This is a genomic window from Tahibacter harae, from assembly GCF_024437735.1.
Classification (GTDB): domain Bacteria; phylum Pseudomonadota; class Gammaproteobacteria; order Xanthomonadales; family Rhodanobacteraceae; genus Tahibacter; species Tahibacter harae.
The window spans coordinates 278,123-304,477 of sequence record NZ_JANFQO010000005.1 but is presented as its reverse complement, the minus strand read 5'-3'; the positions used below and the strand labels follow the sequence as shown (position 1 = coordinate 304,477).

At 68.0% G+C, this 26,355-nt stretch carries 18 protein-coding genes; 12 read left to right on the top strand and 6 right to left on the bottom strand.

Going from position 1 to position 26,355, the window contains the following annotated elements:
* The first annotated feature begins 54 nt into the window (after nt 1-54).
* Nucleotides 55-750, top strand: a complete 696-nt coding sequence (locus NM961_RS07710; RefSeq protein ID WP_255913437.1) for an SMI1/KNR4 family protein — start codon at nt 55-57, stop codon at nt 748-750.
* Nucleotides 751-969: 219 nt separating this feature from the next.
* On the opposite strand, the gene NM961_RS07705 is transcribed toward NM961_RS07710, so the two are convergent.
* A complete protein-coding gene (locus tag NM961_RS07705; protein ID WP_255913435.1) occupies nt 970-1,389 on the bottom strand; it encodes a DUF3224 domain-containing protein in 420 nt (139 codons plus the stop codon).
* 172 nt (nt 1,390-1,561) lie between these two features.
* On the opposite strand from NM961_RS07705, the gene NM961_RS07700 reads away from it, so the two are divergent.
* From NM961_RS07700 to NM961_RS07690, 3 genes are all read left to right on the top strand, one after another.
* Nucleotides 1,562-2,215, top strand: coding sequence for a hypothetical protein (locus tag NM961_RS07700; RefSeq protein WP_255913433.1), 654 nt, complete (start codon nt 1,562-1,564; stop codon nt 2,213-2,215).
* A gap of 153 nt (nt 2,216-2,368) precedes the next feature.
* Complete coding sequence (locus NM961_RS07695) at nt 2,369-4,231, top strand: hypothetical protein (protein WP_255913432.1); 1,863 nt, start codon at nt 2,369-2,371, stop codon at nt 4,229-4,231.
* A 159-nt stretch (nt 4,232-4,390) separates the two neighbouring features.
* Nucleotides 4,391-4,909: a hypothetical protein gene (locus NM961_RS07690; protein WP_255913431.1), complete on the top strand. Its 519-nt coding sequence runs from the start codon at nt 4,391-4,393 to the stop codon at nt 4,907-4,909.
* A 395-nt stretch (nt 4,910-5,304) separates the two neighbouring features.
* Here the strand turns inward: NM961_RS07690 and NM961_RS07685 are convergent, their stop codons facing one another.
* A complete protein-coding gene (locus tag NM961_RS07685; protein ID WP_255913430.1) occupies nt 5,305-5,997 on the bottom strand; it encodes a YybH family protein in 693 nt (230 codons plus the stop codon).
* A gap of 244 nt (nt 5,998-6,241) precedes the next feature.
* Entirely contained in the window at nt 6,242-8,092 is a 1,851-nt protein-coding gene (gene recQ, locus NM961_RS07680; RefSeq protein WP_255913428.1) for a DNA helicase RecQ, read from the bottom strand.
* A gap of 631 nt (nt 8,093-8,723) precedes the next feature.
* On the opposite strand from recQ, the gene NM961_RS07675 reads away from it, so the two are divergent.
* The 7 genes from NM961_RS07675 to dxs all read left to right on the top strand — a co-directional run bounded on the left by NM961_RS07675 (nt 8,724) and on the right by dxs (nt 18,142).
* On the top strand, nt 8,724-10,142 hold the full coding sequence (locus tag NM961_RS07675) for an NHL repeat-containing protein (RefSeq protein WP_255913426.1): 1,419 nt from the start codon (nt 8,724-8,726) through the stop codon (nt 10,140-10,142).
* 559 nt (nt 10,143-10,701) lie between these two features.
* The gene (locus NM961_RS07670) at nt 10,702-11,175 is read left to right on the top strand and encodes an LEA/WHy family protein (RefSeq protein ID WP_255913424.1); all 474 of its coding nucleotides are present in this window, start codon (nt 10,702-10,704) and stop codon (nt 11,173-11,175) included.
* Nucleotides 11,176-11,192: 17 nt separating this feature from the next.
* The gene (locus NM961_RS07665; RefSeq protein WP_255913423.1) at nt 11,193-12,980 is read left to right on the top strand and encodes an acyl-CoA dehydrogenase C-terminal domain-containing protein; all 1,788 of its coding nucleotides are present in this window, start codon (nt 11,193-11,195) and stop codon (nt 12,978-12,980) included.
* 119 nt (nt 12,981-13,099) lie between these two features.
* Nucleotides 13,100-13,579: a GNAT family N-acetyltransferase gene (locus NM961_RS07660; protein ID WP_255913422.1), complete on the top strand. Its 480-nt coding sequence runs from the start codon at nt 13,100-13,102 to the stop codon at nt 13,577-13,579.
* Between the two features lie 180 nt (nt 13,580-13,759).
* Entirely contained in the window at nt 13,760-14,668 is a 909-nt protein-coding gene (locus NM961_RS07655; protein ID WP_255913421.1) for a right-handed parallel beta-helix repeat-containing protein, read from the top strand.
* Nucleotides 14,669-14,822: 154 nt separating this feature from the next.
* Nucleotides 14,823-15,416 (top strand): HNH endonuclease, encoded by a 594-nt coding sequence (locus NM961_RS07650; protein ID WP_255913420.1) that lies wholly within the window; start codon nt 14,823-14,825, stop codon nt 15,414-15,416.
* Nucleotides 15,417-16,243: 827 nt separating this feature from the next.
* On the top strand, nt 16,244-18,142 hold the full coding sequence (dxs, locus tag NM961_RS07645; RefSeq protein ID WP_255913419.1) for a 1-deoxy-D-xylulose-5-phosphate synthase: 1,899 nt from the start codon (nt 16,244-16,246) through the stop codon (nt 18,140-18,142).
* Between the two features lie 846 nt (nt 18,143-18,988).
* On the opposite strand, the gene prmC is transcribed toward dxs, so the two are convergent.
* The 3 genes from prmC to NM961_RS07630 all read right to left on the bottom strand — a co-directional run bounded on the left by prmC (nt 18,989) and on the right by NM961_RS07630 (nt 25,405).
* Entirely contained in the window at nt 18,989-19,831 is an 843-nt protein-coding gene (gene prmC, locus NM961_RS07640; RefSeq protein WP_255913415.1) for a peptide chain release factor N(5)-glutamine methyltransferase, read from the bottom strand.
* Between the two features lie 25 nt (nt 19,832-19,856).
* Nucleotides 19,857-24,035 (bottom strand): hypothetical protein, encoded by a 4,179-nt coding sequence (locus NM961_RS07635; RefSeq protein WP_255913413.1) that lies wholly within the window; start codon nt 24,033-24,035, stop codon nt 19,857-19,859.
* Nucleotides 24,036-24,118: 83 nt separating this feature from the next.
* A complete protein-coding gene (locus tag NM961_RS07630; RefSeq protein ID WP_343231905.1) occupies nt 24,119-25,405 on the bottom strand; it encodes an NTP/NDP exchange transporter in 1,287 nt (428 codons plus the stop codon).
* 137 nt (nt 25,406-25,542) lie between these two features.
* Here NM961_RS07630 and NM961_RS07625 point away from each other — a divergent pair, with 137 nt between their 5' ends.
* Nucleotides 25,543-26,346: an MOSC domain-containing protein gene (locus NM961_RS07625; RefSeq protein ID WP_255913411.1), complete on the top strand. Its 804-nt coding sequence runs from the start codon at nt 25,543-25,545 to the stop codon at nt 26,344-26,346.
* The last annotated feature ends 9 nt before the right edge of the window (nt 26,347-26,355 follow it).

Below are 26,355 nucleotides of genomic sequence, written 5' to 3'. Positions count from 1 at the left end.
GCTCGTAGCGCCGGTTTCCTGGCGTCCTTGCCGCAGCTGTCTGCCACCGCGTTCATGCGCCCGGCCGGCGCGCCCAGCGTCAACGGCTACGTGCCGACACCCGGGGGAGCGCGACAATGCCACCATTCGCGCGCTACCGCCGCGGCCTGGCCGGCGCGCTTTGTCACACGGCCCGGCACAGAGCACACTGGCATTCCGGCGCCGCTTGCCACGGCAGGGCCGGACTATCCGCCTACGAGTTTCCGGACCATGCACGACCCCATCGCCACCGACGACGAAGACCTGCCCGGCGCATCCGATCCGCCCAGTGAAAAGGAATGGGCAGATTTCAAGACCCTGGTCGGCCGCGACCGGCCGATCCCCGCAGCCTACGCAGACTTCCTGCACACCTGCGATATACGCCGCCTCAAGGACTGCGTGTTCTTCGATTCGCCGGAAGGGCCGCTGACGGCGTCGGTGGTGTTTCCGGTCACACGCGAGGACCGCGCGGCACTGCTGCGTCATCTCGGCCATCTGCGTGCGGAAATCGGCGCCGATTATTTCCCCATCGCCGACGACGCCTGCGGCAACTTCTTCCTGCTGGGTTGCGGCGAAGCAAATGCGGGGGAAATCGCCTTGTGGAACCACGAGACCGGTGCGCTGCTGGATGTGGCGCCCACGTTCGAGGATTTCATCGAAGGGCTGTATCCGGACCGGAAGCCGGCGAAGAAGAAGCCGGCGCCCGCCTCCGGATCGGGCTGGATTTCCTGAGGCGCGAACCGCCGGCACCGTGCTGATGGCGGCGAGTAGCGTCCGCGCCGTTCCGATGGCGGCGTGCGGACCGGCGTCGCATCGAGCAGGCCCGCGGGCTATCGCCAGCTCGCTATACCGGGATCGCGGGATCCGCGGCGCCGGAATGGCAAATGTCCGCCTGACCGTGTCAGGACCGCCGGCGAGAGGGCGCCGCCGGCCCGGCCGATGCACCCGGATTCACTCCGCCGCGGGAGGTACGGCGGCGTGTTCCGGCAAGGTGTAGTCGAAGGCGTAAGCGTGCTTTCCGTCGGAAACATGGATGGTCAGCGTGCCGGCCAGGCCTTCAAGCTCGCCGGTGCCCGAATCCGGCACCACACTGACGAGCAGTTCCGGCACGCCGCGGTTCATGCTGCCCACGTGCCGCAGCACGAAGCTGCCGCTGCGGCCGCCCAGGCTGCCGGTGACCTGTTCGATGGCCACGTAGGCGGCCGAGCCCTTGGTCTGCGTGCCGGCGCTCAGCATCTCGCCGATGCCGGTGGCGGACAGGTCGCCGCTGTAGGTCTTGTCGATGTGCAGGCGGCCGAGCAAGGGCTGGCCGGTAGTGCTGGGCTGCGGCGAGAGGGTGACGTCGAAGCTGCCGGTGGCGTGGGCGTGCATGGCTGTCCGTGTAGTGTGGCGTGGCCCGAATAGGCAGCGGAAGACTAGGCCTGGATCGATGGGCGGTGCGTGGCGATGCGCACAGTCCGGCGTTCTGCCTCCTCGTCCCGCCGGGCGATGCTGCCGCCAGGCGGTACGTAACGGTAGTATCGGCAACATCGAGGGGGCCTCAATGTCTGCAACCGATGTGGCTGTTTTTCCGGCGCCGCGCATTCCGCTTGCGTTGAAAATCGCCTTCACTGTCTTCATGGCAGTACTGGTGCCGTTCTACTGGATCACCTACGGCCCGACCAATTTCCTGTATTTCTGCGACGTGGCCATGTTCTTTACCCTGGCCGCGCTGTGGACGGAATCGCCGCTGCTGGCGGCCATGCCGGCGGTGGGGCTGATCGTGCCGCAGTTCGTCTGGTGCGTGGATTTCATCGCCGGCTGCTTCGGCGTTTCGCTGCTGGGCATGACGGACTACATGTTCGATCCGGGCATCGCCCTGTTCGCGCGCGGGCTGTCGTCCTTCCATGCCTGGCTGCCGTTCGTACTGGTGTTTCTGGTGGCGCGGCTGGGCTATGACCGGCGCGCGTTTCCCTACTGGACCGTGCTCGCCTGGGCGCTGCTGGCCGTGTGCTATCTGCTGCTGCCGGCGCCGCCACCGGATCCGGCACGGCCGAACGTGCCGGTGAACATCAACTACGTCTACGGTTTCAGCGATGCGGCGGCACAGACCTGGATGCCGGGCTGGGCCTGGCTGGCGCTGCTGTTTGTCGGCCTGCCGCTGCTGGTGTTCTGGCCTACGCACCAAGTGCTGCAGCACTGGCGCGGGCAGCGCTGAGCGGCGCACGGGTGATTGTCGCGGCGCCGTCGTGGCGGTGCCGCGAGCAGGAACGGCCTTGCGGCGGGAGGATTGCGTCTCCCGTCGCACTGGCATCTGGAGACGGCTGCCTTCGCGGCGGCCCGTATTGCCCGTCATTGCCGGAGTACGCCCATGAAACGTGCTATCGCCCCGCTCCTGCTGTCCTGGCTGGCCTCTACGGCCGCAGCGCAAACGCCGGCCGACCGGATCTACCAGAGCGGGTTCGAAGCGGCCTTCACCATTGCCGGCCATATCGGCTATCCCACGCCGCTGGCCGGCGCCACGGTCGAGGCCCACGCCGGTAACCAGGTGGCGGCCACCCTGTCGGCGGCGGACGGCACGTATCGCTTGGCCATCGAATACCGCCATCTGACGCCGGATACGCTGATCGACCTGGTCGGCTTCGGCCGCGGCGCGCGCAGCAGCGAGGTCTGGGCCGGCGCGCTGGGACCATATTCGCGCCTGCAGGTGCTGGCGGGCGGCAACACCCTGAGCGACAGCCAGGAAGCGTTCGCCCGGCTGGGCCCGTACAGCACGGCTGTCAGCGCGGCGCTGCGCGGCTTCAACGGCTTCCAGCGCATCACCGATCCGCTGCTGTTCGAGCGCGCGGCACGGGCCAGCGCGCCGGACCGCTACCTGGTCTACGGCCTCGCCCTGATCGCCAACGGCACGATCACCTTGCCCGCCGGCGCGGCCAACACCTTCGCCGCCGTGTTGTCGCCGGCGCCGGCGCGGGCGATGTATACCGATGTCGCCGGCCAGGACACCGCGCCCTGCACCCAGGCCAGCGATTCGCCGGTCTGCGCGCTGCGCGCGACACTGGCGCTGGACGCGGCGGTGATGCCCACTGCGGCGCTGACGCCGGGCGTGAGCTACATGCCGTTCCTGCCGTATGGCGGCTCGCTCAACACCACGGCGGAAGCCGCGGTGGCTTATCGCATCAGCAATGGCAGCAGCGGGTTGATCTTCTACAAGAGCGCGCAAGGCCTGGCCGCAAACGTGAGCAGCGATGCGCAAGGCCGCCTGACGCTGGCGCGCAGCGATGGCCTGCCGCTGGATAGCACCACGTCCACCGTGCTGATCGGCAACGTGCAGGTGCAGCAGACGCGCGAGGTACTGTCGCTGGTGGTGCGGCCCAGTCCCGGCCCGGGCGGCGTGATGCGGCATGCCTACGCATTCAACGTGCGGCTGCTGTACCCGAACAACCCGGAGATTCCCACGCAGCAGCAGCCGGCGATGATGAATCCGCCGCTGGAAGTCGCCGCCGACGACCTGGTGCTGCCGCCGCTGTTGCAGGCCAGCGCGCCCAACCTGGTCAACGGCGACTACCTGCTGCCGCTGGCGATCGACCTGGGCGTACCGGCCGACCCGTTCGGGACACGCTTCGGCTACGACCGGCACCAGTTCACCGGCAGCAACGGCGCGGCGCTGCGCCGCGGGCAATCGTTTACCTGGAACAGCCCGGGCGCCGGCCGCTTCTCGCTGCTCTACGGCAACACCCAGGCCAGCCTGCGCCTGCTCAACGAGGAAGAGCCGGGCGTGTGGCGCGTGCTGCTGCGCTCACAGAACGCCGGCCAGGAGATCTGGCTGACCGGTGTGCTGATGGCGCATGACGGCGCCGGCTGGAGCGCGGGTTCGCCGCCGGCGAGCTATCTGGCCGATATCAACGGCCAAGTCTGCTCCACGCCCTACGGCGCGCTCAACGGGGATGTGTCGTTCGGCGTGTGCGAACCGCTGTTTGGCTGGGTATTCAATCCCAACAACACGCTGGACCGGCTGGATACACCGGGCTGGGGCAACTGGGCCTACGCCACTGGCGCGGACACCGGCCGGCTGCTGATGAACCGCGGCAACGGTACACAGCGGCGCGGCTGGGAACAGGTGCGCCTGGCATCCGGCCGCGGCTTCGTGCTCGAGAACGTGACCAACGGGAATCCGGCGCCGGCGATCAGCTTTGCGCCAACGGGTCGGCTGGTGCGGATTACGGTGAATTGAGCGCGGCGGCGCAGCGTGAACGGCAGCCCTGCGCCAGAGCGCCGGGACTATTGCAAAAATGCCGCGCACTGGTAGAAACGGGCGGGCCGGCGCCCTGTCGCCGGCGCACTGTCACAGCGACAAATCCGCTCGTAGCCAACGGCTTCCCTGGAGATCCTGATGAAGAGGCGTATCTGTTCCAGCGCGCTGACTGCCGCGCTGTTCCTGCTGGCCGGCGTACAGGCCGAAGCGCTTGAAAACAGTGGCGGCGAGCCGGCAGCGCAGGCCCAGCCCGGCAAAGAGGGCTCGAACACCTCCTCCATCGCGGTACGCAAGACCTCGGACGCGGAGAAACGGGCGCTGGATCTGCTGCTGGCCGATACGCTGACCGATCCCATGAGTGCCATCCAGTACCGCGTTTCGTCCCAGGCCGTCTCCTGCAGCGACGCGCTGCCCAGCCAGACCGACCCTGGCTGGAACGGCAGGACCTGCATCTGCTACGAGGTGAATACCCGAGGCGCGAACAATGCCTACCAGGGAAGGAAAACCATGGTCGCCTCCCTGCGGCAGGAAAAAGACGGCACTGTTACGGCCGATGGCGTAGCGCTGCAGATGGATAACCGGAGAATGTGGACAGCCTGCTCGGCGGCCGGGTGGGAAAAGCGCGCGTCCAAGCTGATTCATGAATTGGTGAATTAGTGCTGCGCAGCGGCGGGCTCTTGGGGGCTCGCCGCCTTGGAAAAGCGTCTCGCATGGGTTTTGTTTGGGGCTTGCTGGACGGTTTCGGAGAGCGGTCCGGGTCACCAACTTCCGCACAGCCCGCACCCGGGCGTTGCTGACTTCGGGACCGGATTCCAGGACACCCACTTATTTCAGGAAACCAGACAGCCCGTGCAGCCCGAATGTGCGTCGATTTCGGGCCACCCCGCTTCCGCCGCCCGATTGCAGGGATGCGATGGTGGTTCCAGGACACCCGGCCTTTTCCACAAACCCCGGCGGGATGATTCGGGACACCAGCCGTTCCGCACCTTCAGGCGCGGCATTACACGGCCGCCCGCGCGCTTTCGGCGTTCTCCTGCGGACTCCGCACCGCGCTACCCGCCCGCCGCCGCACTCCTGCGCGGCATCGCATTGGCATTGTCCATATCTGCCGCGATGCGCCAGCCGCCATCGCCGGCACGCCGCAGCACCAGCACGAATTTGCCGAAATCCGGTTTGTCCGCAGCGCCGCCGAAACCACCGATGATGTAGGCCATGTCGCCGGACTGGACGTAGTGCAGCGCGCGCAGGCTCAGCGGCGAACCGGCGTTGCGCTGGTAGGCCGCGCGTATCGCCTCGGCGCCGGCCGCGGGCGGTTGGCCATTGGGAAGCGCGTAGCCGTCATCGGTGAACAGCGCCGCCAGCGCGGCGGCATCGCCGGCCATCCAGGCTTTTTCGTAATCGCGCAGGACGCGCGCAAATTCCGCGGGAAGTTCCACTGACGCCGGCACCGCACGCGCGGCAGCCGGCGGCGCAACCGGGGAGGCGCCCGGGGCGGCCGCTGCGCCAGACTGCGCCGCAAACACCGGCGCCACCGCGCCACACAAAGCAAACGCCAACACCGCCGCCTTCATTGCCGGAACTCCTGAGAAAGAACTGCTGAAGACGCAACGATGCCGGCTGAACCCTCGGCTCCGCCTGGGCCGAACGGCATGGATCGGCGAGCGCGCAATTTCTGCAAGGCTGCAAGCGGCCACACCCAGGCGGGAGCGCGATACGCTGCCGCTGCAAGCCATCCCGGCGGACAAGCGCCAACGGCGTCAGACAGCCACCGGCACTTCCAGGCGACCGGCGGCAATCCCACGCGATACACCGACGGATACGACACCCGCTCGCCCCTCGGCCCGCGGCAACCGCCGCCGCATGCCGCGGTGATCGCCCCGCAATGCAAGCGGCCGCGCCGCGACGCTTGCACAGCAACACCCGCGACACCGCAGAAACCGCGTGCCACCGCCGCGAAACATCGCCCTGCACATGCCCGACGCGCTGGGCTCAGTCGCCGATTTCCTCGGTCAGCACTTTCAGGAAAGCCTCGCCGTATTTCTCCAGCTTGCTCGTTCCCACGCCGCTGATCTCCGCCATTTCGCGCAGACTGGTCGGGTGCTCGCGCAGCATGTCGAGCAAGGTGGCGTCGTGGAAGATGACGTAGGGCGGTACGTTCTGTTCCTTGGCCAGGCGCGAGCGCAGCGCGCGCAGGGCGTCCCACAGCGGCCGGTCTTCGTCGCCGATTTCCAGCGAATTGTGGCGCGTGCGGCCGCCGGCCTTGGCGCTGCGGGCACCGCTGCGCGCGGCCTTGCGTTCGGCGCGGCGCTCCTCGCCCGCGGCCTCGTGGCGCATGAAGATGCGCACTTCGCCCTTGAGCACGCCGCGGCTGGTCTCGGTGAGGTGCAGCGCGCCATAGCCTTCATGGTCGGCGGCGAGATAGCCCGCGGCAACGAGATGGCGGAACACGCCGCTCCACTGGCGCGCATCCAGATCCTTGCCGATGCCGAATACGCTGAGCGTGTGATGGTTCCAGCTGCGCAGCTTGTCGTTTTCCTCGCCGCGCAGCACGGCGACCAGATGGCCTACGCCGAAGCGCTGTCCGGTGCGGTAGACCGCCGACAGCGCCTTCTGCGCGACCTCGGTCGCATCCCAGGTGCGCGGCGGCTCCAGGCAGTTATCGCAGTTGCCGCAGGCATCGCCGCGTTCCTCGCCGAAATAGCGCAGCAGCAGCTGGCGGCGGCAGCCGGTGGCTTCCGCATAGCCGAGCAAGGCTTCGAGCTTGGCCCGTTCGACCCGCTTGCGCTCCTGGCCGGATTCGGACTGGGCGATCATCTGGCTCATGGTGACCACATCGCCCAGGCCGTAGCACAGCCAGGCCTCCGCCGGCAGGCCGTCGCGGCCGCCGCGGCCGGTTTCCTGGTAGTAGCCTTCCATGCTTTTGGGCAGGTCCATGTGCGCCACGAAACGCACGTCGGGCTTGTCTATGCCCATGCCAAAGGCAATGGTCGCGACCATGACTACGCCGTCCTCGCGCAGGAAGCGCTGCTGGTTGGCGGCGCGCGCAGCCTGCTCCATGCCGGCGTGGTACGGCATGGCGGTGAAACCGTCCTCGACCAGGGCGGCGGCGGTCTCGTCCACCTTCTTGCGCGAAAGGCAGTAGACGATGCCGGATTCGTCGCGGTGGCTTTCGAGGAATTCCTTGAGCTGGCGCCGCGCGTTGTTCTTCTGCACCACGCGGTAGCGGATATTGGGCCGGTCGAAACTGGCGACGAACTGGCGCGCATCCTCCAGCCCCAGGCGTTCGACGATCTCGGCGCGGGTCGGCGCATCGGCGGTGGCGGTCAGGGCGATGCGCGGCACCTGCGGGAAGCGCTGGTGCAACAGATTGAGGCCGCGGTATTCGGGTCGGAAATCGTGGCCCCACTGCGACACGCAATGTGCCTCGTCGATGGCGAACAGCGAGACGGGCACGCGCTCCAGCAGTTCCAGCGTGCGCTCGCCGAGCAGGCGCTCGGGCGCCACGTACAGCAGCTTGAGTTCGCGCCGCAGCAGGCGCTGCTCGACTTCGCGCTGCACCTGCGGCGACTGCGAAGAATTCAGGAAGGCCGCAGCGACGCCCAGCTGGATCAACGCATCGACCTGATCCTGCATCAGCGCGATCAGCGGCGAGACCACGATGGCCGTGCCCTCGCGCAGCAGGGCCGGCACCTGGTAGCACAGCGACTTGCCGCCGCCGGTAGGCATCAGGACCAGGCAGTCGCCGCCCCGATCCAGGTGTTCGACGATGGCGGCCTGCTCGCCGCGGAAGCTGGCGTAGCCGAAAACGCGGTGCAGTATGTCCAGGGCTTGGGGTTTCATCGCTACATGCTAACGGATAGGTCAAGCCCCGCATCAGCGGCGGGATGCCGGTGGGATGGGAATTTTCCTGGCACGTGCCTGTGCGGTTGACCGTGGCTGCATCGCCGCTGCCTTTTCCGCTGGCGGCTGGCGATGCAGGCATGGCCGGCTCGCAGCCGTACTCGGCAGACCCGGCCGCCGTCTGCCGGCATCAGCCGAAACAATGGAACTTTTAAGCAAACCGCGACGTACCTCGGCGCGGAGCGCACGCCGCGCGTGCTGCCGAAATGCAGTCCGCGACCGCGCCGTGGCGAAGTCAACCAAGGACAGCCCTGCGTCCTCGCATTGCCGCCTGCCTTACCGTCGCGCTGACCAGCGCCCATGCCTGGTCGCCGACGGATTGCAGCCGGATGAGAACACTCCGCTGGTACCGGACGGTCCCGACGCAGCGCTGGAAGCGGCCAGGGCTTGGCCGGCGCGGCCACAGTGAGCGGCCATCGCGCGGCCGCCGACCCAGGGCGCGGCTGCAGCGGGCCGTCAGCGTCGACTCCCGCTCTCGCCGGCTCTTCGCGCCCGCGGCAGCACAGCTGCGGCATGATCCGCGGCACCCGCGGCAACCGTATGTGAGGACATTCCCTTCGGAGTGCCCGCCATGCGCCAATTCCTTCTCGCCGCCGCCCTGGCCTGCAGTGCGCTCGGCGGCGGCGCCGCTGCCGCCGACGGCGCCCTGGACCCCAGTTTCGGCACCGACGGCGAATTCCCGGGCTATGGCTTCTATGCCAATCCCAACGGCACGCCGAATTTCTCGCTGGATACCGTGGGCGGCGTGCTGCAGCGGCCCGACGGCAAGCTCTGGCTGGCGGGACGCATGCGCGCGCCCGGCGCCTACCGCCTCAGCCTGTACCGGGTCGGCGCCAACGGCTATCCGGATGTGGACTTCGGCGAACTGGGCCTGCGCAGCGTGATCGGGCCGTGCGCGGATTTCAACGTCTCCAACGCCGTGCTCGATGCAGAGGGCCGGGTGGTGCTGGCGATCAACGGCTGTCCGGATTTCATGGTCTATCGCTTCCTGCCCAACGGCGATCTGGACTCCAGCCTGGCCGGCAGCGGCGTACTGACGGTGCCGTTCGACCAGGGCGGCGACAACGAGGATTTCAGCCAGCAGGTGGCGGTCGCGGCCAACGGCGACATCATCGTTGCCGGCACCGTCACCACGGCCGGCACGACCCAGCTCGGCATCATCCGCTACAGCGATGCCGGCCAGCCGGTGGCGGCGTTCGGCAGCGCCGGCAAGGTGCAGCTGCCGTTCGAGTGGTCGGTGCCGGAGATTCGCGGCGTCAACGGCCTGCACCTGATGGCCGACGGCCGCATCGTCGTGACCGGGGCGATCTCGCAGTCCAGCCAGGCCGTGTCGGACAAGAAGCAGTTCGTGGTGCGTCTGCTGGCCAACGGCAGCATGGATCCTTCCTTCGGCAATGTGTCGGCGGGCATTTCCAAGATCAATCTGAAATCGCCGCTGGGCCTGAGCGAATCGCCGTGGAGCTATGCGTCGCTGCTGGAATCCGACGGCCGCGTGATCCAGGTCGGCAAGATACAGTCCAACCAGGTCAGTTCCGACGGCGATATCTTCCTGCTGCGCTGGCGCGCGGACGGCCAGCTCGATACCAGCATCGGCGCCAATGGCGTGCGCCAGTACGCGCTGGATTTCGCCGGCCCCAACCCGGCCGAGCCGCGCTACAACTGGGAAGCCGCGCGCGCCATCACGCGCCAGGCCAACGGCAATTACCTGATCCTGGCTTCCAGCAACAGCAACCAGGGCGAGTACGTCGCCACTGCATTGCTGCGCCTCAAGCGCAATTTCGGCGTGGACACGAGCTTCGGCAACGGCGGCAAGATCCAGCATCTGGTACAGATCTCCACCACCGGCCAGCACGGCCTGAACGGCGATGCCCTGCTGCTGCAGCGCGGCCGCATCGTGGTCGGCGGCACCGCGTTCACCGGTCTCAACGGCCGCACGCAGATGATGTTCGGCATGCAGCACGACGAAATCTTCGCCGACACGTTCGACTGAGACAGCGACGGCGGCAAGGGGCAGGCACGGGCGGCTGCGTACGGGAGTCGCGGCGTCGGAGCGGCCGCGGCGGCGGCACGGATAACCGGATGGGAAACCTGCGCTGCCGCTGCACAAGCGTTCACCACTGCGCTCGCGGATCGCGACAGAACGCGCTGTCCGCACGTCCTGCCGCTGAACCACCGCGAACTGCAGCGTTACGACTAGACCGTACTCGCCATCCATGCCACGGCGGCGGCGCAGTTTTCCGCCAACCTGCTGCACGCGCTGCGTCTGGTGGCGATGGCGACACCGTGGTGGACTGGAACAAGGTCGCGGGCCGCCCGCGCTGCGCCCGGCAGGATCCGCCGCCCGACCGCCCGCCGTCGAGGCCGCGTACAGGCCCGCCCCGCACGGTATTTTCCCCTGGTCCTGCCGCAATCCCGGCGCGGGCGCCCGCCCTTGGCCGCCGCGGAATCATTGCCTGGTCATGCCGGCCAAACTATGGTTCCGGCCGCCGGCCCTTTGCTCCCGCCGCCGGCCCCACGCTAACATTCAAACAATCGTTTGAGGCCCACCGATGAAGCTGGCTATCCTGGTTCGCGCTGCCCTGATCCTCCTGGCCTTTTCCCTGCTCGCCGCCTGCGGCGGCGGCAAGCCGGTGCGCCGCATCAATCCGCCGGCGGTCAGCATCCAGCAACTGGCGGTGCAGGCCGACGGGCGCTGGCAGCTGGAGCTGCGGGTGCAGAACTTCAGCACCGTGCCCATGCAGTTCGACACCTTCGAGGCCGGGCTGGAGATCGAAGGCGCCAATGCCGGCAGCATCTACGTGCGCCCGGCGCTGGAAATCCCGGGGCAGTCGGCCGACGTGGTCAGTGCCACGGTATCGCCCAGCCGCGAAGCCGCCGAACGGCTGGCCCAGTCCGCCCGCGACGGCAGCATCGGCTACCAGCTGCGCGGCGAAGTCGTCACCAGCGAACCCAATCGCAAGTTCCCCGCGTCCCATGCGAGCCGGCTGTCGCCGGTGCCGGGCCGTCCCAATACCTATCGTTGACCACCAAAGGCCGAATCATGAGCAAGTACGCCGCACCGCTGACCGATATGCGCTTTGCCCTGTACGACGTGCTCGGGGCGGAAGCCCTGTGGGCACGCCTGCCCGGCGGCGAGGCGGCGAGCCGCGACGTCGTCGACGCCGTACTGGACGAGGCGGCGCGCTTCGCCGAACAGGTGCTCGCCCCGCTCAACCAGAGCGGCGACCAGGAAGGCTGCCATTTCGCCAACGGCGTGGTGACCACGCCCAAGGGCTTCAAGGAAGCCTACGCGCAGTTCTGCGATGGCGGATGGCCGGCGCTGAATGCGTCGGAAGAGTACGGCGGCCAGCACGTGCCCGAGGGCGTCGGCGCGGCGGTGAAGGAAATGCTCGATTCGGCCAATCTGTCCTGGGCCAACTTCCCGCTGCTGTCGCACGGCGCGTCCGAGGCGCTCAGGCAGCATGGCGAGGAATGGCAGCGCGAGGTGTTCCTCAAGCCCATCGTCTCGGGCAAATGGACCGGCACCATGTGCCTGACCGAGCCGCACTGCGGCACCGACCTGGGCCTGCTCAAGACCAAGGCAGAACCCAGCGCCGATGGCAGCTACCGCATTACCGGCACCAAGATCTTCATCACCGCCGGCGAGCACGACATGGCCGGGAACATCATCCATCTGGTGCTGGCGCGCCTGCCGGATGCGCCGCCGGGCACCAAGGGCATCTCGCTGTTCATCGTGCCCAAGTTCAAGGTCGCCCGCGATGGCACGGTGGGTGAGCGCAACACCCTGGCCTGCGGCTCGATCGAGCACAAAATGGGCATCAAGGCCTCGGCCACCTGCGTCATGAATTTCGACGGCGCCGAGGGCTATCTGATCGGCCAGCCCAACAAGGGCCTCAATGCGATGTTCACCATGATGAACACCGCGCGCATCGCCGTCGGCTACCAGGGCCTGGCCCTGACCGAACGCGCCTACCAGAACTCCCTGGCCTATGCCCGCGACCGTCTGCAGATGCGTTCGCTCAGCGGTCCCAAGCGGCCGGACAAGCCGGCCGATCCGCTGATCGTGCATCCGGACATCCGCCGCATGCTGCTGACCCAGAAGGCGTATGCCGAGGGCGGCCGGGTGCTGGGCTATTACGCCGCGCTGCTGGTCGACACCATCGAACGCAGCGAGGACGCCGCCGAGCGCCAGCGCGCCGACGAACTGCTCGGCTTCATCACGCCCATCGTCAAGGCACTGCTGACCGAGACCGCCCAGGAAAGCACGTACTGCGCGCTGCAGATCTTCGGCGGCCACGGCTATATCGCCGAATGGGGCATGGAACAGTTCCAGCGCGATGCCCGCATCACCACGATTTACGAAGGCACCACCCAGATCCAGGCGCTGGACCTGCTGGGCCGCAAGATCATGCAGCTGCAGGGCGCGGGCCTGCGCCATTTCGTCGAGGAAATCAGCGCGTTCTGCCATGCCGAGCAGGCCAACCCGGAACTGATCGAATTCATCAAGCCGCTGGCCGAACTGACCCAGGAATGGATAGGCCTGACCCAGGAAATCGGCCGCAAGGCCATGGCCGACGCCGAGGAAATGGGCGCGGCGGCGGTGGATTACCTGTTCTATGCCGGCCACATCGCCCTGGCCTATTTCTGGGCGCGCAGCGTGGCCGCGGCCGACGCCTCGGCCAGCCACGGCGCGGAGTTCAAGCAGGCCAAGCGGCTGACCGCGCGTTTCTTCTATTCGCGCCTGCTGCCGCGCACCCGCGGCCATATCGCCGCGATCCGCGCCGGTGCGGAAAGCCTGATGGCCATGCCCGACGCCCTGTTCGGCTGAACCCGCGCCGGGGCTGGCGCAGCCACCGCCGCTTCCGCTACTTTGTGCACGCCGCCGGCAGGTCGCCGGCGGCCTTCCCGACCACCACAAACCCTCGAATCTGCGAAGAAACTCGGGCTATGGACGCGCAATCCGGTATCCATATTCGCCTGGCCGATGCCGGCGACGACGATTTCATTCTCGGCCTGGTGGATCGCTTCGTGGATTTTGAACTGCCGCGCTGGCGCCGCCGCGGCGAAACCGCCGAGGGCATACGCCGCGACATCGCCCGCCACCTGCGCGAACAGCCGGCCGGCTCGCACCTGTTCGTGGCCGAGGATGACGACGGCGAACGGGTCGGTTTCCTGCACCTGATGCTGATGACCGACTTCTTCACCGGCGCGCAGAACTGCCATATCTCCGACCTGGCCACCGCGCCCGGCCACGAAGGCAAGGGCGTCGGCAGCGCCCTGCTCGCCTACAGCGAACGCTTCGCCCGCGAACACCATTGCCGCCATGTGACCCTGGCCGTGTTCGAGGGCAACGCCCGCGCTCGTTCCCTGTACGAGAGCAAGGGCTACGGCATCGAACTGCTGCGCATGGTCAAGCCGGTCAAGTGACCCCGGAAACTCCCTCACGCCGCTGACGCGGCCCGGGCATACAATCCGGCGGCGGATTTCCGCCGGGAACGGGAATCCGGCGGCTGCCGCAATAGTTCCGACAGCTTTTCTGCGCTTGCTTGCGTACGAACGGTCCGCGCCCGCGCGCGGTGTCGCTTTTCCATTCCGGGGGGTTACCCAATGTCCATCTACACGAAGATCCGCCAGCTGTGCGCGCTGCTGCTGCTGTGCACCCTGTTCAGTTCCGCCGCCTATGCCCAGGCCACCCGCACCTGGGTTTCGGGGGTCGGCGACGACGTCAATCCCTGCAGCCGCACCGCGCCATGCAAGACCTTCGCCGGCGCCATTTCCAAGACCGCGGCCGGCGGCACCATCAACGCGATCGACCCGGCCGGCTACGGCGCCGTGACCATAACCAAGGCCATCACCATCGATGGCGGCGGCACCATGGCCAGCATCCTGTCGGCCGGCACCAACGGCATCATCGTCAACGCCGGCGTGAACGATAACGTCGTCCTGCGCAATATCGTCATCGAGGGCGTGGGCACCGGCCTGAACGGCATACGCTTCCTCAACGGCAAGTCATTGCTGGTGGAAAACGTCACCATCACCAACGTCACCACGCTGGGCATAGACGCGGCGACCAACATCGCCTCGCAGCTGGTGGTGCGCAATACCAGCATCAGCGGCGCCGGCAGCGGCGGCATCGGCATGACCCCGGGCGCGGCAGGCAGCCTGGACGCCCTCATCGACAGCAGCAATTTCTCCCGCAACGGCTTCGGCGTGCAGGCCAAGGCCCGCTCCAAGGTGGTGGTGCGTAATTCCACCGCCGCCAACAACACCTCGTCGGGCTTCAACCTGACCGGCGCGGCGACCATGACCCTGGACAATTGCGTCGCCAGCGGCAGCACGGGCACCGGCCTGAACGCTTCCGGCGCTGGCGCCATCTTGACCTTGACGCGCAGCTCGGTACTCAACAACGCCACTGGTCTGTCGCCGAATTTCGGCGCCGTGATCCAGTCCACCGGTGACAACCGCGTAATCGGCAACGGCTTCAGCACCCCGCCGACCCCGGTCGGCCTGGAGTAAGCCACGCCACGGCCGGGCCGCGCCCAGAGCGCGGCCCGGGCCTTGCAAGCGATTTGCCCCCGATGCTCCGCGAAATCCGCTATGCTCCCCGCGCAATCAGGGAGTTACGGCGGCAGGAACGCCCGTTTCGCAGTTGGCGTGAACGGAGGACTGAATGCTCGGGGCTATCCGAACCAGCAACGACATCCATACGACGCGCGTGCTGTCGTTGGATTCCACCGGCCGCATCCTGGACTGGATGAGCTGGCAGGATGCGGTTTGCCTGTATGTGCGCGGCGCGGTCGCCTGGACCCTCGGCGATCCCTGCCTGACCATCCACGGCGGCATGAACCGCGAAACCGGCTTGCAAAGCCAACTGGACCTGCACCCCATCGTCGCCAGCCGCGGCCATGCCCGTCCTGGCAGCTACGATCCCGCCCCGGCGCTGACCAATACCGCATTGTTCGCGCGCGACCGGCACCTTTGCCTGTATTGCGGCCAGCATTTCCACAAGACGCAACTGACCCGCGACCACGTGCTGCCGCTGTCCAAGCGGGGGCTGGACGAATGGGAGAACGTGGTCAGCGCCTGCCTGAGCTGCAATGTGAAGAAAGGCAGCAGGACGCCGCAGCAGGCAGGGATGCCATTGCTGGCGGTGCCTTACCGGCCCAGTTGGGTGGAGCATCTGATTCTCTCCAATCGCAATATCCTGGCGGATCAGATGCAGTTTCTGGTGGGGCATTTGCCTAAGCACAGGAGGGTTAGTTGATTTCCTCCAGGCCTTCGGTGGTTTTTCTGGGGTGGCAGCCACCTTCTGATATGCTCGCAACCGTTTGATTCTTTATTTATTTTTCAATCCGCGGGCGCCCGACATAGTTGGACTTGCTGGCGGATCTTGTGTGCCAGTGGCGCTTAGCTGTTAAAGCAGTTTCGTCCGCCTGCGGCGGCCGACCTACTTTCTTTTGCTTGTGCAAAAGAAAGTAGGCAAAGAAAACACACCCCAGAAGCCGCGGCCTACGGGCATCCTGCCCTTCGGCTGCGCGAGTCGGCTCCGGGGTCCGCTGAAGGGCCATCCTGGCCCTGCAGCGGACTCGCGCCCATCCCTGGGCGCGACCCGCGCGGTACGCGGGCTTTTCCTACGCCGCCTCGCCGCGGCTTATGGGGCCCCGGTGGAGCGGCGCACATCCCTGTGCGCAGAAGCAACGGCAACAGCCGGGCAACAGCTATCGCGACCGCAACGGGAACGGCGAAAGCGGTTGGAACAAACCTCAGCGCCCAAGAATCCACACCGCAAAGCCCTCTCCTCCAAGCTTGCTTGGGGGAGGGTTGGGTGAGGGGGCGCCGCATCAGTCGCCAGCGAGTCCAGTCTTCGCCACAACACATCAGCACGTGCTGGGCAAAGTCCCCGGGATTTCCCCGCGCCACCAGCCAACGCCACAGCCCACTCCTGCGAATCCGAATCGCAATCCCCGCCCCAGATCCGCCCCCAACCGAGTCAACATGCCGCACCCCTGCCCTTGTTTTGCAAGTTTGTTTCCTTGCCCCCGCCGCATTGGTCGCCGAAAATAGTGGCCTGCCGTCCGGATTTACCCGCAAATGATCGATTCTGAGCGCTACCCGCTGCTCGCCAAGCTGGACACTCCCGCCAACCTGCGCCAGCTGACCGATGCAGACCTGCCCGCCGTGGCGCAGGAACTGCGTGCCTATCTGGTCGAGTCCGTCGCGGCTTCCGGCGGGCATTTCGGCGCGGGGCTGGGGGTGATCGAGCTGACCGTGGCCCTGCATTACCTGTTCGACACGCCGCGGGACCGCCTGGTCTGGGACGTGGGCCACCAGTGCTATCCGCACAAGATCCTGACCGGCCGGCGCGACCGCATCACCACGGTCAAGAAGAAGGATGGCCTGGCGCCGTTCCCGCGTCGCGAGGAAAGCGAGTACGACACCTTCGGCGTGGGGCATTCGTCCACCTCGATCTCGGCCGCGCTCGGCATGGCCATCGCGGCGCAGCGCAAGGGCGACGGGCGCAAGGTCGTGGCGGTGATCGGCGACGGCGCGGCGACGGCCGGCATGGCTTTCGAGGCCCTGAACCATGGCGGCGATGTCGAGCCCGACATGCTGGTCGTGCTCAACGACAACGGCATGTCGATCAGCGAGAACGTCGGCGCCATGAGCAAGATGCTGGCGCGGCTGATGTCCAGCCGGCGCCTGAACCAGCTGCGCGACCGGGCCAAGGCCGCGATGCCGCGGGGCTCGTTCATCTGGCGTTTCTTCCGCCGCTGGGAAGAGCATGCCAAGGGGATGTTCGTACCCTCCACCCTGTTTGAGGAACTGGGCTTCCACTACACCGGGCCCATCGACGGGCACGACCTCCCTGCCCTGCTGCATGCGTTGCGCACGGTCAAGGAACTCAAGGGGCCGCAGCTGTTGCACGTGGTCACGACCAAGGGCAAGGGCTATGCGCCGGCCGAGTCCGAGCAGATCGAATACCACGCCGTCGGCCCGTTCGACCCAGTCAAGGGACTGGTCAAGAAGGCGCCCGGCAAACCGACCTATACCGACATCTTCAGCGACTGGCTGTGCGACATGGCCGCGGCGGACGAGCGCCTCTACGGCATCACGCCGGCCATGCGCGAAGGTTCGGGGCTGGTGCGTTTCTCGCAGGAATATCCGCAGCGCTATTTCGACGTCGCCATCGCCGAGCAGCACGCGGTGACCCTGGCCGCGGGCATGGCCTGCGAAGGGGCCAAGCCGGTGGTGGCGATCTACTCCACCTTCCTGCAGCGCGCCTACGATCAGCTGATCCACGACGTGGCGATCCAGAACCTGGACGTTACCTTCGCCATCGACCGCGCCGGCGTGGTCGGCCCGGACGGCGCCACCCACGCCGGCAGCTTCGATCTTTCCTACCTGCGCTGCATCCCCAATATGCTGGTGATGGCACCGGCGGACGAGGCCGAATGCCGCCAGATGCTCAGCACCGGCTTCCGCCACCCCGGCCCCGCCGCCGTGCGCTATCCGCGCGGCACCGGCCCGGGACGGGCTGTGCCGGCGGACCTGAGCGAACTGCCCATAGGCAAGGCCGAGCTGCGCCGCGAAGGCCGCGGTATCGCCGTGCTCGCCTTCGGCAGCCCGGTGACGGCGGCCGAGGTGGTCGCGCGCGAACTGGACCTGACCCTGGTCAATATGCGCTTCGTCAAGCCGCTGGACACCGAACTGCTGCGCCAGCTCGCCCGCAACCACAGCGCCTTCGTCACCGTGGAAGACAATGCCGTACAGGGCGGCGCCGGCTCCGCGGTAGCCGAATTCCTCGCCGCGGAAGCCCTGGACAAGCCGCTGCTGCAACTGGGCCTGCCGGACCTGTTCCTGGACCACGCCAGCCGCGAAGACCTGCTCGCCCAGAGCGGCATCGACAGCGACGGCATACGCCGCGCCATCCGCCAACGCTTCGCCAGCCTGCTCGGCACCCAGACGACGCCGCTGCGCAGCGCGGGGTGATCCCTCGCCTACCGGAGGCGGATCGTCGTCCGAACCGATTCGAGCGCTTGGTGCCGCGACGGCTGGCGGCGTGCCTTGCTGCGCCGATTGTGTGGGTGGCAGTGCCGGGGCGGCGTTCGGGAGGGCAGGTAATTCAGGACACCCACAATCCGCCCGGTAATTCAGGACGCCCACAATCCGCCGATGACACAGCGCCTCCGTCCCACTCCGGCACGGCGATGGTTCGGGACGATGGTTCGGGACACCCACAATCCGCAGACGATGCGGCGCCTCCGTTCCAGCCTGCAATCGCCCCCTGCAGCACAACGATTAGCCCGTCACAACAACGAATTAGCTCAATTCAGGACACCCACAACCGGCGCCGGATCGCCCATCGCCAGACGAAACGCCAGTTCAGGCCCTGATTCAGACATCCATTGCCGGGCCCCGACAGGATCGCAACGGGACGCCCAAAAAAGAGCCCCCGCACAAGGCGGGGGCTGTGAGCACGTTCCGTTTGGCAGCGACAAGGTCGCCAAGCCTTGGGGTCCCGCCGCGCCTGCCTCACGACAGTCGCTGTGCACTGGAGCCGGTAAATCGCTCCACCGCGGGGGCCACACCAGCCATGTGGCCTGGAGCGTATGTTCCGGATCCGGCAGGGACGTGTCCGTGAGGTGTGAGCCGGTTGGCAGTTGATGCAGTCGAGGGGTCGACTGTGACTTACATCACACTTTTACGGGATTCGGGATACGGGTTTGCAAAGGCGTCGGAGCTTTTGCCGATAAAGCACCAGGAGCTTCAAAACGCAAATCGCAAGGCAGCCAGCGCCCGCAAGCGCCCGCCAGCTCAGGAATAAATCCTGCGCGCCTAACCCTTGATCCCCGCTCTTCCCCCGCTCACCCGTTCCTGCCCGCCCAGATCCCGCCACGTCGCCACGTCCGCAAATCCCGCCGCCGTCAGCAACGCGCGCACCGCCTCTCCCTGGTCATAGCCATGTTCCAGCAGCAGCCAGCCGCCGGGCCGCAGATGGAGGCAGGCGCCAGCAACGATGCGGCGCAGATCATCCAGTCCGTCCGCCCCGGAAGCCAGCGCGCCAACGGGCTCGAAACGCAGATCCCCCTGAGACAAATGCGGATCCTGCACCGCGATATACGGCGGATTGGACACGATCAGATCGAACACGCGCCCCCGCAGAGCAGCGAACCAGTCGCTTTCCACAAATTCAACATTGCCAATGGACAACTTGCGCGCATTGCCGCCCGCAACCGCCAGCGCCGCGGCACTGCGGTCGGTCGCGACGACCTGCGCCCGCGGCCGCTCCTTCGCGATGGCCAGCGCGATCGCGCCGCTGCCCGTGCCCAGATCCGCGACGGCGGCAGCGCGATCCAGCGGCAGGCGCTCCAGCGCGAGTTCCACCAGGCGCTCGGTGTCGGCGCGCGGAATCAGCGTGGCCGCGTTCACCTGCAACGGCAGCGACCAGAATTCCCGTTCGCCGGTGAGATAGGCCACCGGCTCGCCGGCAAGGCGGCGCTGCACCAGATCCTCGTAGCGTCCGGCCACGCACGCATCGAGTTCGTCGTCGGCATGGGCGAACAGCCAGGCGCGCGGCCGCTGCAGCAGATGCAGCAGCAGCACTTCGGCTTCGAGCCGGGCTTCCTCGCCGGGCAGGCGCGCGGCCGCCGCGGCGAGGCTGTCGCGCAGCCGGCTCATGCGGCCGGCTGCGTGGCGGTGGCGCTCATGCCGTGCCCGGCGGCGGCGCCGGCGGTTCCGGCGGCATGCTGATGCGCGGCTTCAGGGTGCGGCGCCAGTAACCGCCGCGGCTCCAGGCGCTGAACGCCCAGCGCAGCCAGCCGACCAGGGCCGAGGCCAGCCACAGCGCCCAGGCCAGCATGGCCAGCTTGTGCAGCCACAGCGGCAGGGTCAGGGCGCCGGCCTGGGGCAGCGCGGCGGCGCTCTGGTCGGCAAACCAGCGCAGGTTGCGCGCCGACGACCAATTGCCCGTGACGCTCATGTCCGGATCGCCGAGCAGGCCCGCATACACCGCACCGACCAGGCACAGCATGGCCGGCAGGGTGAACAGGGCAATGCCGATCTGGTACAGGTTGAACGCGGCGTCCGAGGCCGGATTCCAGCGCTCGCGCCAGTCGAACAGGAACAGCCAGACCGCCACCACGACCAGGGCCATCCACGAAGCCGTGGAAAAGCCGAAGCCCAGCAGCAGCCAGTGCCACAGCTTCAGCGGCGTGCGCCGCAGCCGGCTCAGGCCCCAGGCGACCAGGATCATCACCACCAGTTCGCCCCAGTAGAGCACCGCCGGGCCCACCGCGGGACCGTAGGTGAACAGCACCCAGCGGTCCTGCGGCAGGTTCATGGTGAGCTGCAGATTGGCCGAGGCCAGCCCCAGGTCGAACGCCGGCGTCTTCGCGCTGATGCCCAGCTCCTGCGCCTGGCGCAATTGCACTTTGTAGCGTTTGCTGCCCGGCACCACCGGCAGGCTGAGCTTGCCCTCGCGCGGACGCAGGTTGATCGCGACGCCGTCCTGCTCCACCGAGATCACCTCGGCGCCGGCCGGCAACAGGATGCTGTGCTCGCCGCCCTGGGTGCTGCGCAGGGCCAGTTCCAGCAAGGTATCGGTGGCGCGCTTGCTCACCGTCGTAGTGACCTGCACATCGTCGATGGCGATGCTCTTGCCGACTTCGGCCTCGGGCCGCGACAGCGCGATGCTCAGCTTTTCCCCGGGCAGCGGATGGAATTCGTGGATCCACTGCTGCGCCGGCGCCTGCGCGCGGGCCTCGGGTACGCCGGAGAAATCCGCATGCCAGGTCGGGCTCAGCACCACGCTCCAGACTTCGGCGCGGTCGGCCAGCGACGGCGCGCCGAGTTCGATCGTGTCGCGCCGCGCCAGCGTGCTGTTCCAGCTGACTTCGTCCGCGTCGGCGCCGAAGGACAGCAGCACCTGGCCGGCTTCGACCTTTGTGTCGGGACTCATCACCTGCTCGCCTTCCAGCAGCGGCACGCGCACCGAGAAGCCGCCCTCGGCCGGCGCAAGACGGCGCACGGTGGTCAGCACGCGCCATTCCAGGTCGAAGGCGAGGTTGCGTTCGATCTGTACATAGGGCGGGAACTGCTGTGCGCCGCCGCGGACCGGGCCGGCGCTGGCGGTACGTTCGCGGCTCAGGGTGACGGTGTCGCCGAGCAGGCGGTTCTCGCTGACGCCGCTGGCCTGCCAGCCAGTCAGCAGCAGCTGGGTCTCGGCCGGGGCCAGCGGGAATTTCAGCGCCACGTGGTCGGAATCCACCACGCGGTAGGCCAGCGCCAGGCGATGCACGCCGCGCGGAAGCGCCAGCCAGTCCTGCTCCTCGTGGCGCAGCACGGTCTCGGCGGCGACGCCGTCGATGCGCACTTCCTGCAGCGCGACGCTGCCGTCGACCTCGGGCAGCGGCACGGCGATGCGCTCGCCGGCATGGACTTCCAGGGCCAGATCCAGCGCGTCGCCGGCCAGCTTCACCTCGACACGGGCGGCGCGGGCGCAGTCCGGCGCGCACTCGGGCGTCTTGGTCAGGTGTTCGCGCAATTGCGTGAGCAGCGCGGCATCGGGAATGCCCGCGCGCACCGCATCCTGCGCCAGTACCGGCGCCGTGGGCAGCACGGCCAGTCCCAGCAGCAGCACGGAAGCCGCCGCCGCGCGTGCGGCCGACGGCGGCGAACGGCCCTGGAACAGGCGCCGCGCAAGGCCGGCGATGGTGGCCAGCAGCAGGCCCAGCATCAGCACGCGCAACAGGCGCGTCATCCACGGCGGCGAGATCACCAGGCGCACGGTCTGGTCGGCCAGCACCGGGCCGCTCCAGGCCAGCTGGTAGACCCGGCCGTAGCTCCACGACGGCTCGCCGCGGCCGGCCTGGATCACGGTGTTCTGCGCATAGCGCTGCACGGCGTTGTTCTGCAAGCGGTTGCTCAGGCTGCGCGAAAGTTCCTTGCTCTTCTGATAGGCCGGGCTGGCCGTCTGCGTATCGACCTTGCTGATGCGCGAACCGGTCACTTCGACCTGCTCCAGGTTATCGGTCGCCTGGTTGGGCTCGGGCGGCGGCGGAGCCGCCGGAGCCGGCGCCGCCTCGTAGGCGACGGCTCCGCCTTCGGCCTGCGGTTCCATCTGCTTGGCCTCGTATTGCACGTTCGGCCCCCAGCCGCTTTGTCCTTCCAGTTGCGGATACAGCGCATAGCGCACCTGCTGCGCCAGGAACGGCAGGCTGAGCACGACCAGCAGCACACCCAGCGCCAGCGCGCCCACGCCCGCCACGCTGCGCAATTTGCCTGCAGGCAGGGCCCGGGCGATCAGGCCCAGCGCCAGGACCAGCAACAATGTCCACAACGGCGCATTCGGCTCGTGATAGCCCAGCACCAGATAGCCCAGGGCCAGCGCTCCGCCAAGCCAGCCGAGCAGGCGCGCGGCCAGCAGCGCGGTGACGGCGACCAGGAATACATCGAGCAGGGTCCAGCGCGAGATCCAGCTGCCGTCGGCGCGGTCGGCGCCGGGTGCGGCGAGCAGGCGGTAGCTGTAGGGCAGGTGCAGGTTCCAGCCTATGGCATCGAACGACTGCTGCCAGCCAGCGATGAGCAAGGCACCGCCGCGTGTGCCCACGCGCACGCCGGCACTGAGCGAGACGGCGGCCTCGCGCAGCTCCACGCCGGTGCGGCCTTCGCCGGAGCGGGTCACCAGCAGGCCTTCGCCGCGGCTTTGCGCGCGCTCCAGCACGTAGGGCGCGACCACGTCCAGGCGCCAGTCGCGGTGCATGGTGCCGGCGATGGTGTCCTTGGCGTACAGCCCGCTGCCGTCGAACTGCAGCCACACCTCGCGCTGCAGATTGAGCCGGTTGCCGTCTTCACCGGACAGGCCGCGCGAACGTTCCTCCACCGTCAGGACACCGGCGGCGGCTACGGCGAACGCCGGCAGCGCGCGCCATTCCTGCGGCACGCCGGCCTGGGCCGGGTCTATGGGCGTATCGGCGCTGGCGCCGCTCACGCGCAGCCAGGGCCGCGCCTGGAAGCTCCAGATTTCCTGTTCCGGCCAGGGTTCCTCTATGGCCGGTGCGGCGACCGTGGCCAGCGGCGCGGTCGCGCGCGCATGCACGGCCAGATCCCAGTCGCCCGGCTGCACCTGGATATGCAGGCGGCCGTCGTTGCCCAGGCGCGCGGTGAGGCCGCCGCTCAGGGCCAGCGGCAGGAAGCCTTCGGGCAGCACCGGGCCTACGCTTTCCTCGCGCGCCTGGCCGGAGACATGCAGGCGCAGGCGGGTTTCCAGCCGCGCGGGCACATCGTCGACCAGCAGGCGGAACACTTCGATGGAGATTTCGTCCGCCTCCGGCTCGGCCGCTTCGCCGCGGCCCAGGGTGAGCTGCTCGCCGCTGCGCTCCAGCGGCAGCACCGCCTTGCCGTCCACACGCAGGTCGACCAGGGCGATCTGCTGCGGCACGCGCAATTGCTGCGGCCGGCGCACCCAGCCTATGCGGCCCTCAAGGCGGTAGCTGCCCGGTCCCAGGCGCAGCGCCGGCGCGCCTTCGTGGTCCAGCACGGGCGCGGCCTGGCCGTTGAGCTGCACATCCTGCGGCCAGTTCTGCGCATCGCCGGGCAGCGCCACCCAGCTGGGCGCATCCACGCGCCATTGCTGGCTGAAGCGCAGGCCGCCGGTATCGGCGTCGAGGTTGAGACGGCCCGGCCAGGCGCAGACGAAATCATCCGCGTCCTCCGCGGCGCTGCCCGACAACAGTGGGCAGGCGCGGTATTCCAGGTCCTTGAGCACCCAGCCGCGCCAGTCGCGCAGCAGCGGCGGAATCGGATCGGCCGTAACGGCCGGGGTCTGCGCCTGGGCGGCACAGGCCAGGCAAAGCAGCAAAAGCACACGCAAGACTCGACGCATGACCGGCTCCATGATCGCGGCGAAGGGACTGCTGCAACGGCAGGCGCGAGTCTAAGGGGTTGGCGGCCCCGGCGGTGCGGCCTTCAGCCGGTTTCGCTCTTGCGCGCCGACGGCAGGCTGCGCCCGAGGCGCGATCCCACCCAGGCCGACAGCACGCCGGCACCGGCGGTGATCAGGGCCAGCCCGGCGGTGGCCACGCCCAGACTGCGCAAGAGGTTCAGGCTGCTGGTGACGGCCAGGTCGCCGAAGCGCCAGACCGCCGTATCGATGAAGTTCTTCGCCTTGTAGCGGGTTTCCGCATCCACTTCGGTATAGAGCGAATCCGCCGCCGGCTTGAAGATGCCGTAGGCGCTGGCGCGGGTGATCACCGCCACCGCGACGATCCACCAGCCGCCGACCACGACCAGTCCCAGCAACATCACCGCCTTGACCGCGCCGTCGAGCACCACCGCGGATACCGGCCCCAGGCGGGTCAGCAGTTCGCGCGTGAGGAAGATCTGGAACAGGATCTGCAGGATGTTGGTGGCCAGATCCAGGCTGGAGGAAAAATCGATGCGCGCCTCGCTGGTGGCGAAGGCGCTGCGGTTGTAGTCGACCAGGAAGGCGTAGACCACGGTGCCTACGCAGTCGCCCAGCACCATCAGCAGGGCCACGCCGCGCAGGAAGGGCGAACGCAGGGTCTCGATCGCGCCGGCCAGGATGCCGCCGCCGATCACGCGCTCGTCCCGGTCCGGCTCGCCCGCCACCGGATGCCGCCGCGACCAGCCCAGCAACCAGTACACGCAGCCTATGCACAGTCCCAGCAACAGCGCGGAAATCACCAGCAGCCCGGACACGCCCACGCGGAACACCAGCAGCTTGGTCAGGATGGGGCCGAAGATCGCCCCCAGCGCGCCGCCGACCGCGATCAGCGGAAACAGCCGGCGCGCCTGCTCGCGGTCGAACAGGTCGGCCATGAAGCTCCAGAACAGGGCGACCACGAGCAGGTTGAACACGCTGACCCAGACGAAGAACACCGAACCCAGCAGGCGCGCGCCTATGGCCTCCTGCATCTGGAACAGCGGGATGAAGGCGATGGCGCAGAGCAGGAAGAAGGCGTAGATCGCCGGTACGAACTGGCGCCGCTTGAAGCGCGAGGCCAGCACGCCGAACACCGGGGTGAGGATCAGCGTGGCGATGAACACGGCGAGGTAAAACACCGGCAGCTGGGTGGAACCCACCGCGGCCGAAAGCTGGTCGCGCACCGGCCGGATGATGTAATAGGCCGCGAGCACGAAAAAGAAATACGCGGCGGCGACAGCCAGCGCCGGCCATTCGTGCTCCTTCACCGGATCCTTCAGGTAGGACTGCAACTTCCCCAGCGATGGCACTCGGATCCCCGCGACACGGTAAGGCGGCGCAAGCCTAGCACGCAGGCATGCAGGCAAGTCGGTTGCATGCCGCGCACGGGAACGTGCCGCGTCCGTCGCCCAGGCGCAGCCGCCGCCGAGCGCGGCATAATCGGCGCATGACGCCTACACTTTCCGCCTTGCATATCTTCCCGGTGAAATCCTGCGCCGCGCTGTCGCCGGCCGAAGTCCAGGTCGAGCCCCGCGGCCTCGCCGGCGACCGGCGCTGGATGATCGTCGATCCCGCCGGCAAGTTCGTCACCGGCCGCCTGTACGCGCGCATGCCGCTGATCCGCGCCACGCCGCTGGCCCACGGCCTGCGCCTGGAAGCACCGGATGCGCCGGCGCTGGAAATCGCCTTCCCGGCCGCGGATGCGCCGCGCCTGGCGGTGGAAGTCTGGAAAAGCCGGGTCGACGCCGTCTGCGCCGGTGCGGCGGCAGATGCCTGGATCAGCCGCGTGCTCGGCACCGGCCTGCGCCTGGTCCACATGGATCAGGCCGCACAGCGCGCCGTCAGCGCCGACTACGGCCGGCCCGGCGACGAAGTCAGCTTTGCCGACGGCTTCCCGCACCTGCTGATCAGCCAGGCAGCGCTGGACCAGCTCAACACCCGGCTGTCCACGCCGGTGAGCATGCTGAATTTCCGGCCCAACCTGGTCGTCAGCGGCACCGCGCCGCATGCCGAGGACGACTGGAAGCGCATCCGCATCGGCGAAGTCGAATTCGACCTGGTCAAACCCTGCACACGCTGCGTGTTCACCACGGTGGATCCGCTGCGCGGCGAACGCCGCGACGACGGCGAGCCGCTGAAGACCTTGACCAGCTATCGCCGCACGCCGGCGGGCGTGACCTTCGGACAGAACCTGATCGCGCGCGGCCAGGGCGTGATCCGCGTCGGCGACCGCGTGGAAGTGCTGGCCTGAACAACGCAG

Coding starts and splice junctions, on each gene's coding strand:
- recQ (WP_255913428.1), bottom strand. CDS start 8,092: ATGAAACCCCAAGCCCTGGACATACTGCACCGCGTTTTCGGCTACGCC.
- NM961_RS07625 (WP_255913411.1), top strand. CDS start 25,543: ATGACGCCTACACTTTCCGCCTTGCATATCTTCCCGGTGAAATCCTGC.
- NM961_RS07665 (WP_255913423.1), top strand. CDS start 11,193: ATGAGCAAGTACGCCGCACCGCTGACCGATATGCGCTTTGCCCTGTAC.
- NM961_RS07695 (WP_255913432.1), top strand. CDS start 2,369: ATGAAACGTGCTATCGCCCCGCTCCTGCTGTCCTGGCTGGCCTCTACG.
- NM961_RS07675 (WP_255913426.1), top strand. CDS start 8,724: ATGCGCCAATTCCTTCTCGCCGCCGCCCTGGCCTGCAGTGCGCTCGGC.
- prmC (WP_255913415.1), bottom strand. CDS start 19,831: ATGAGCCGGCTGCGCGACAGCCTCGCCGCGGCGGCCGCGCGCCTGCCC.
- NM961_RS07700 (WP_255913433.1), top strand. CDS start 1,562: ATGTCTGCAACCGATGTGGCTGTTTTTCCGGCGCCGCGCATTCCGCTT.
- NM961_RS07705 (WP_255913435.1), bottom strand. CDS start 1,389: ATGCACGCCCACGCCACCGGCAGCTTCGACGTCACCCTCTCGCCGCAG.
- NM961_RS07660 (WP_255913422.1), top strand. CDS start 13,100: ATGGACGCGCAATCCGGTATCCATATTCGCCTGGCCGATGCCGGCGAC.
- NM961_RS07655 (WP_255913421.1), top strand. CDS start 13,760: ATGTCCATCTACACGAAGATCCGCCAGCTGTGCGCGCTGCTGCTGCTG.
- NM961_RS07670 (WP_255913424.1), top strand. CDS start 10,702: ATGAAGCTGGCTATCCTGGTTCGCGCTGCCCTGATCCTCCTGGCCTTT.
- NM961_RS07635 (WP_255913413.1), bottom strand. CDS start 24,035: ATGCGTCGAGTCTTGCGTGTGCTTTTGCTGCTTTGCCTGGCCTGTGCC.
- NM961_RS07650 (WP_255913420.1), top strand. CDS start 14,823: ATGCTCGGGGCTATCCGAACCAGCAACGACATCCATACGACGCGCGTG.
- dxs (WP_255913419.1), top strand. CDS start 16,244: ATGATCGATTCTGAGCGCTACCCGCTGCTCGCCAAGCTGGACACTCCC.
- NM961_RS07690 (WP_255913431.1), top strand. CDS start 4,391: ATGAAGAGGCGTATCTGTTCCAGCGCGCTGACTGCCGCGCTGTTCCTG.
- NM961_RS07710 (WP_255913437.1), top strand. CDS start 55: ATGCGCCCGGCCGGCGCGCCCAGCGTCAACGGCTACGTGCCGACACCC.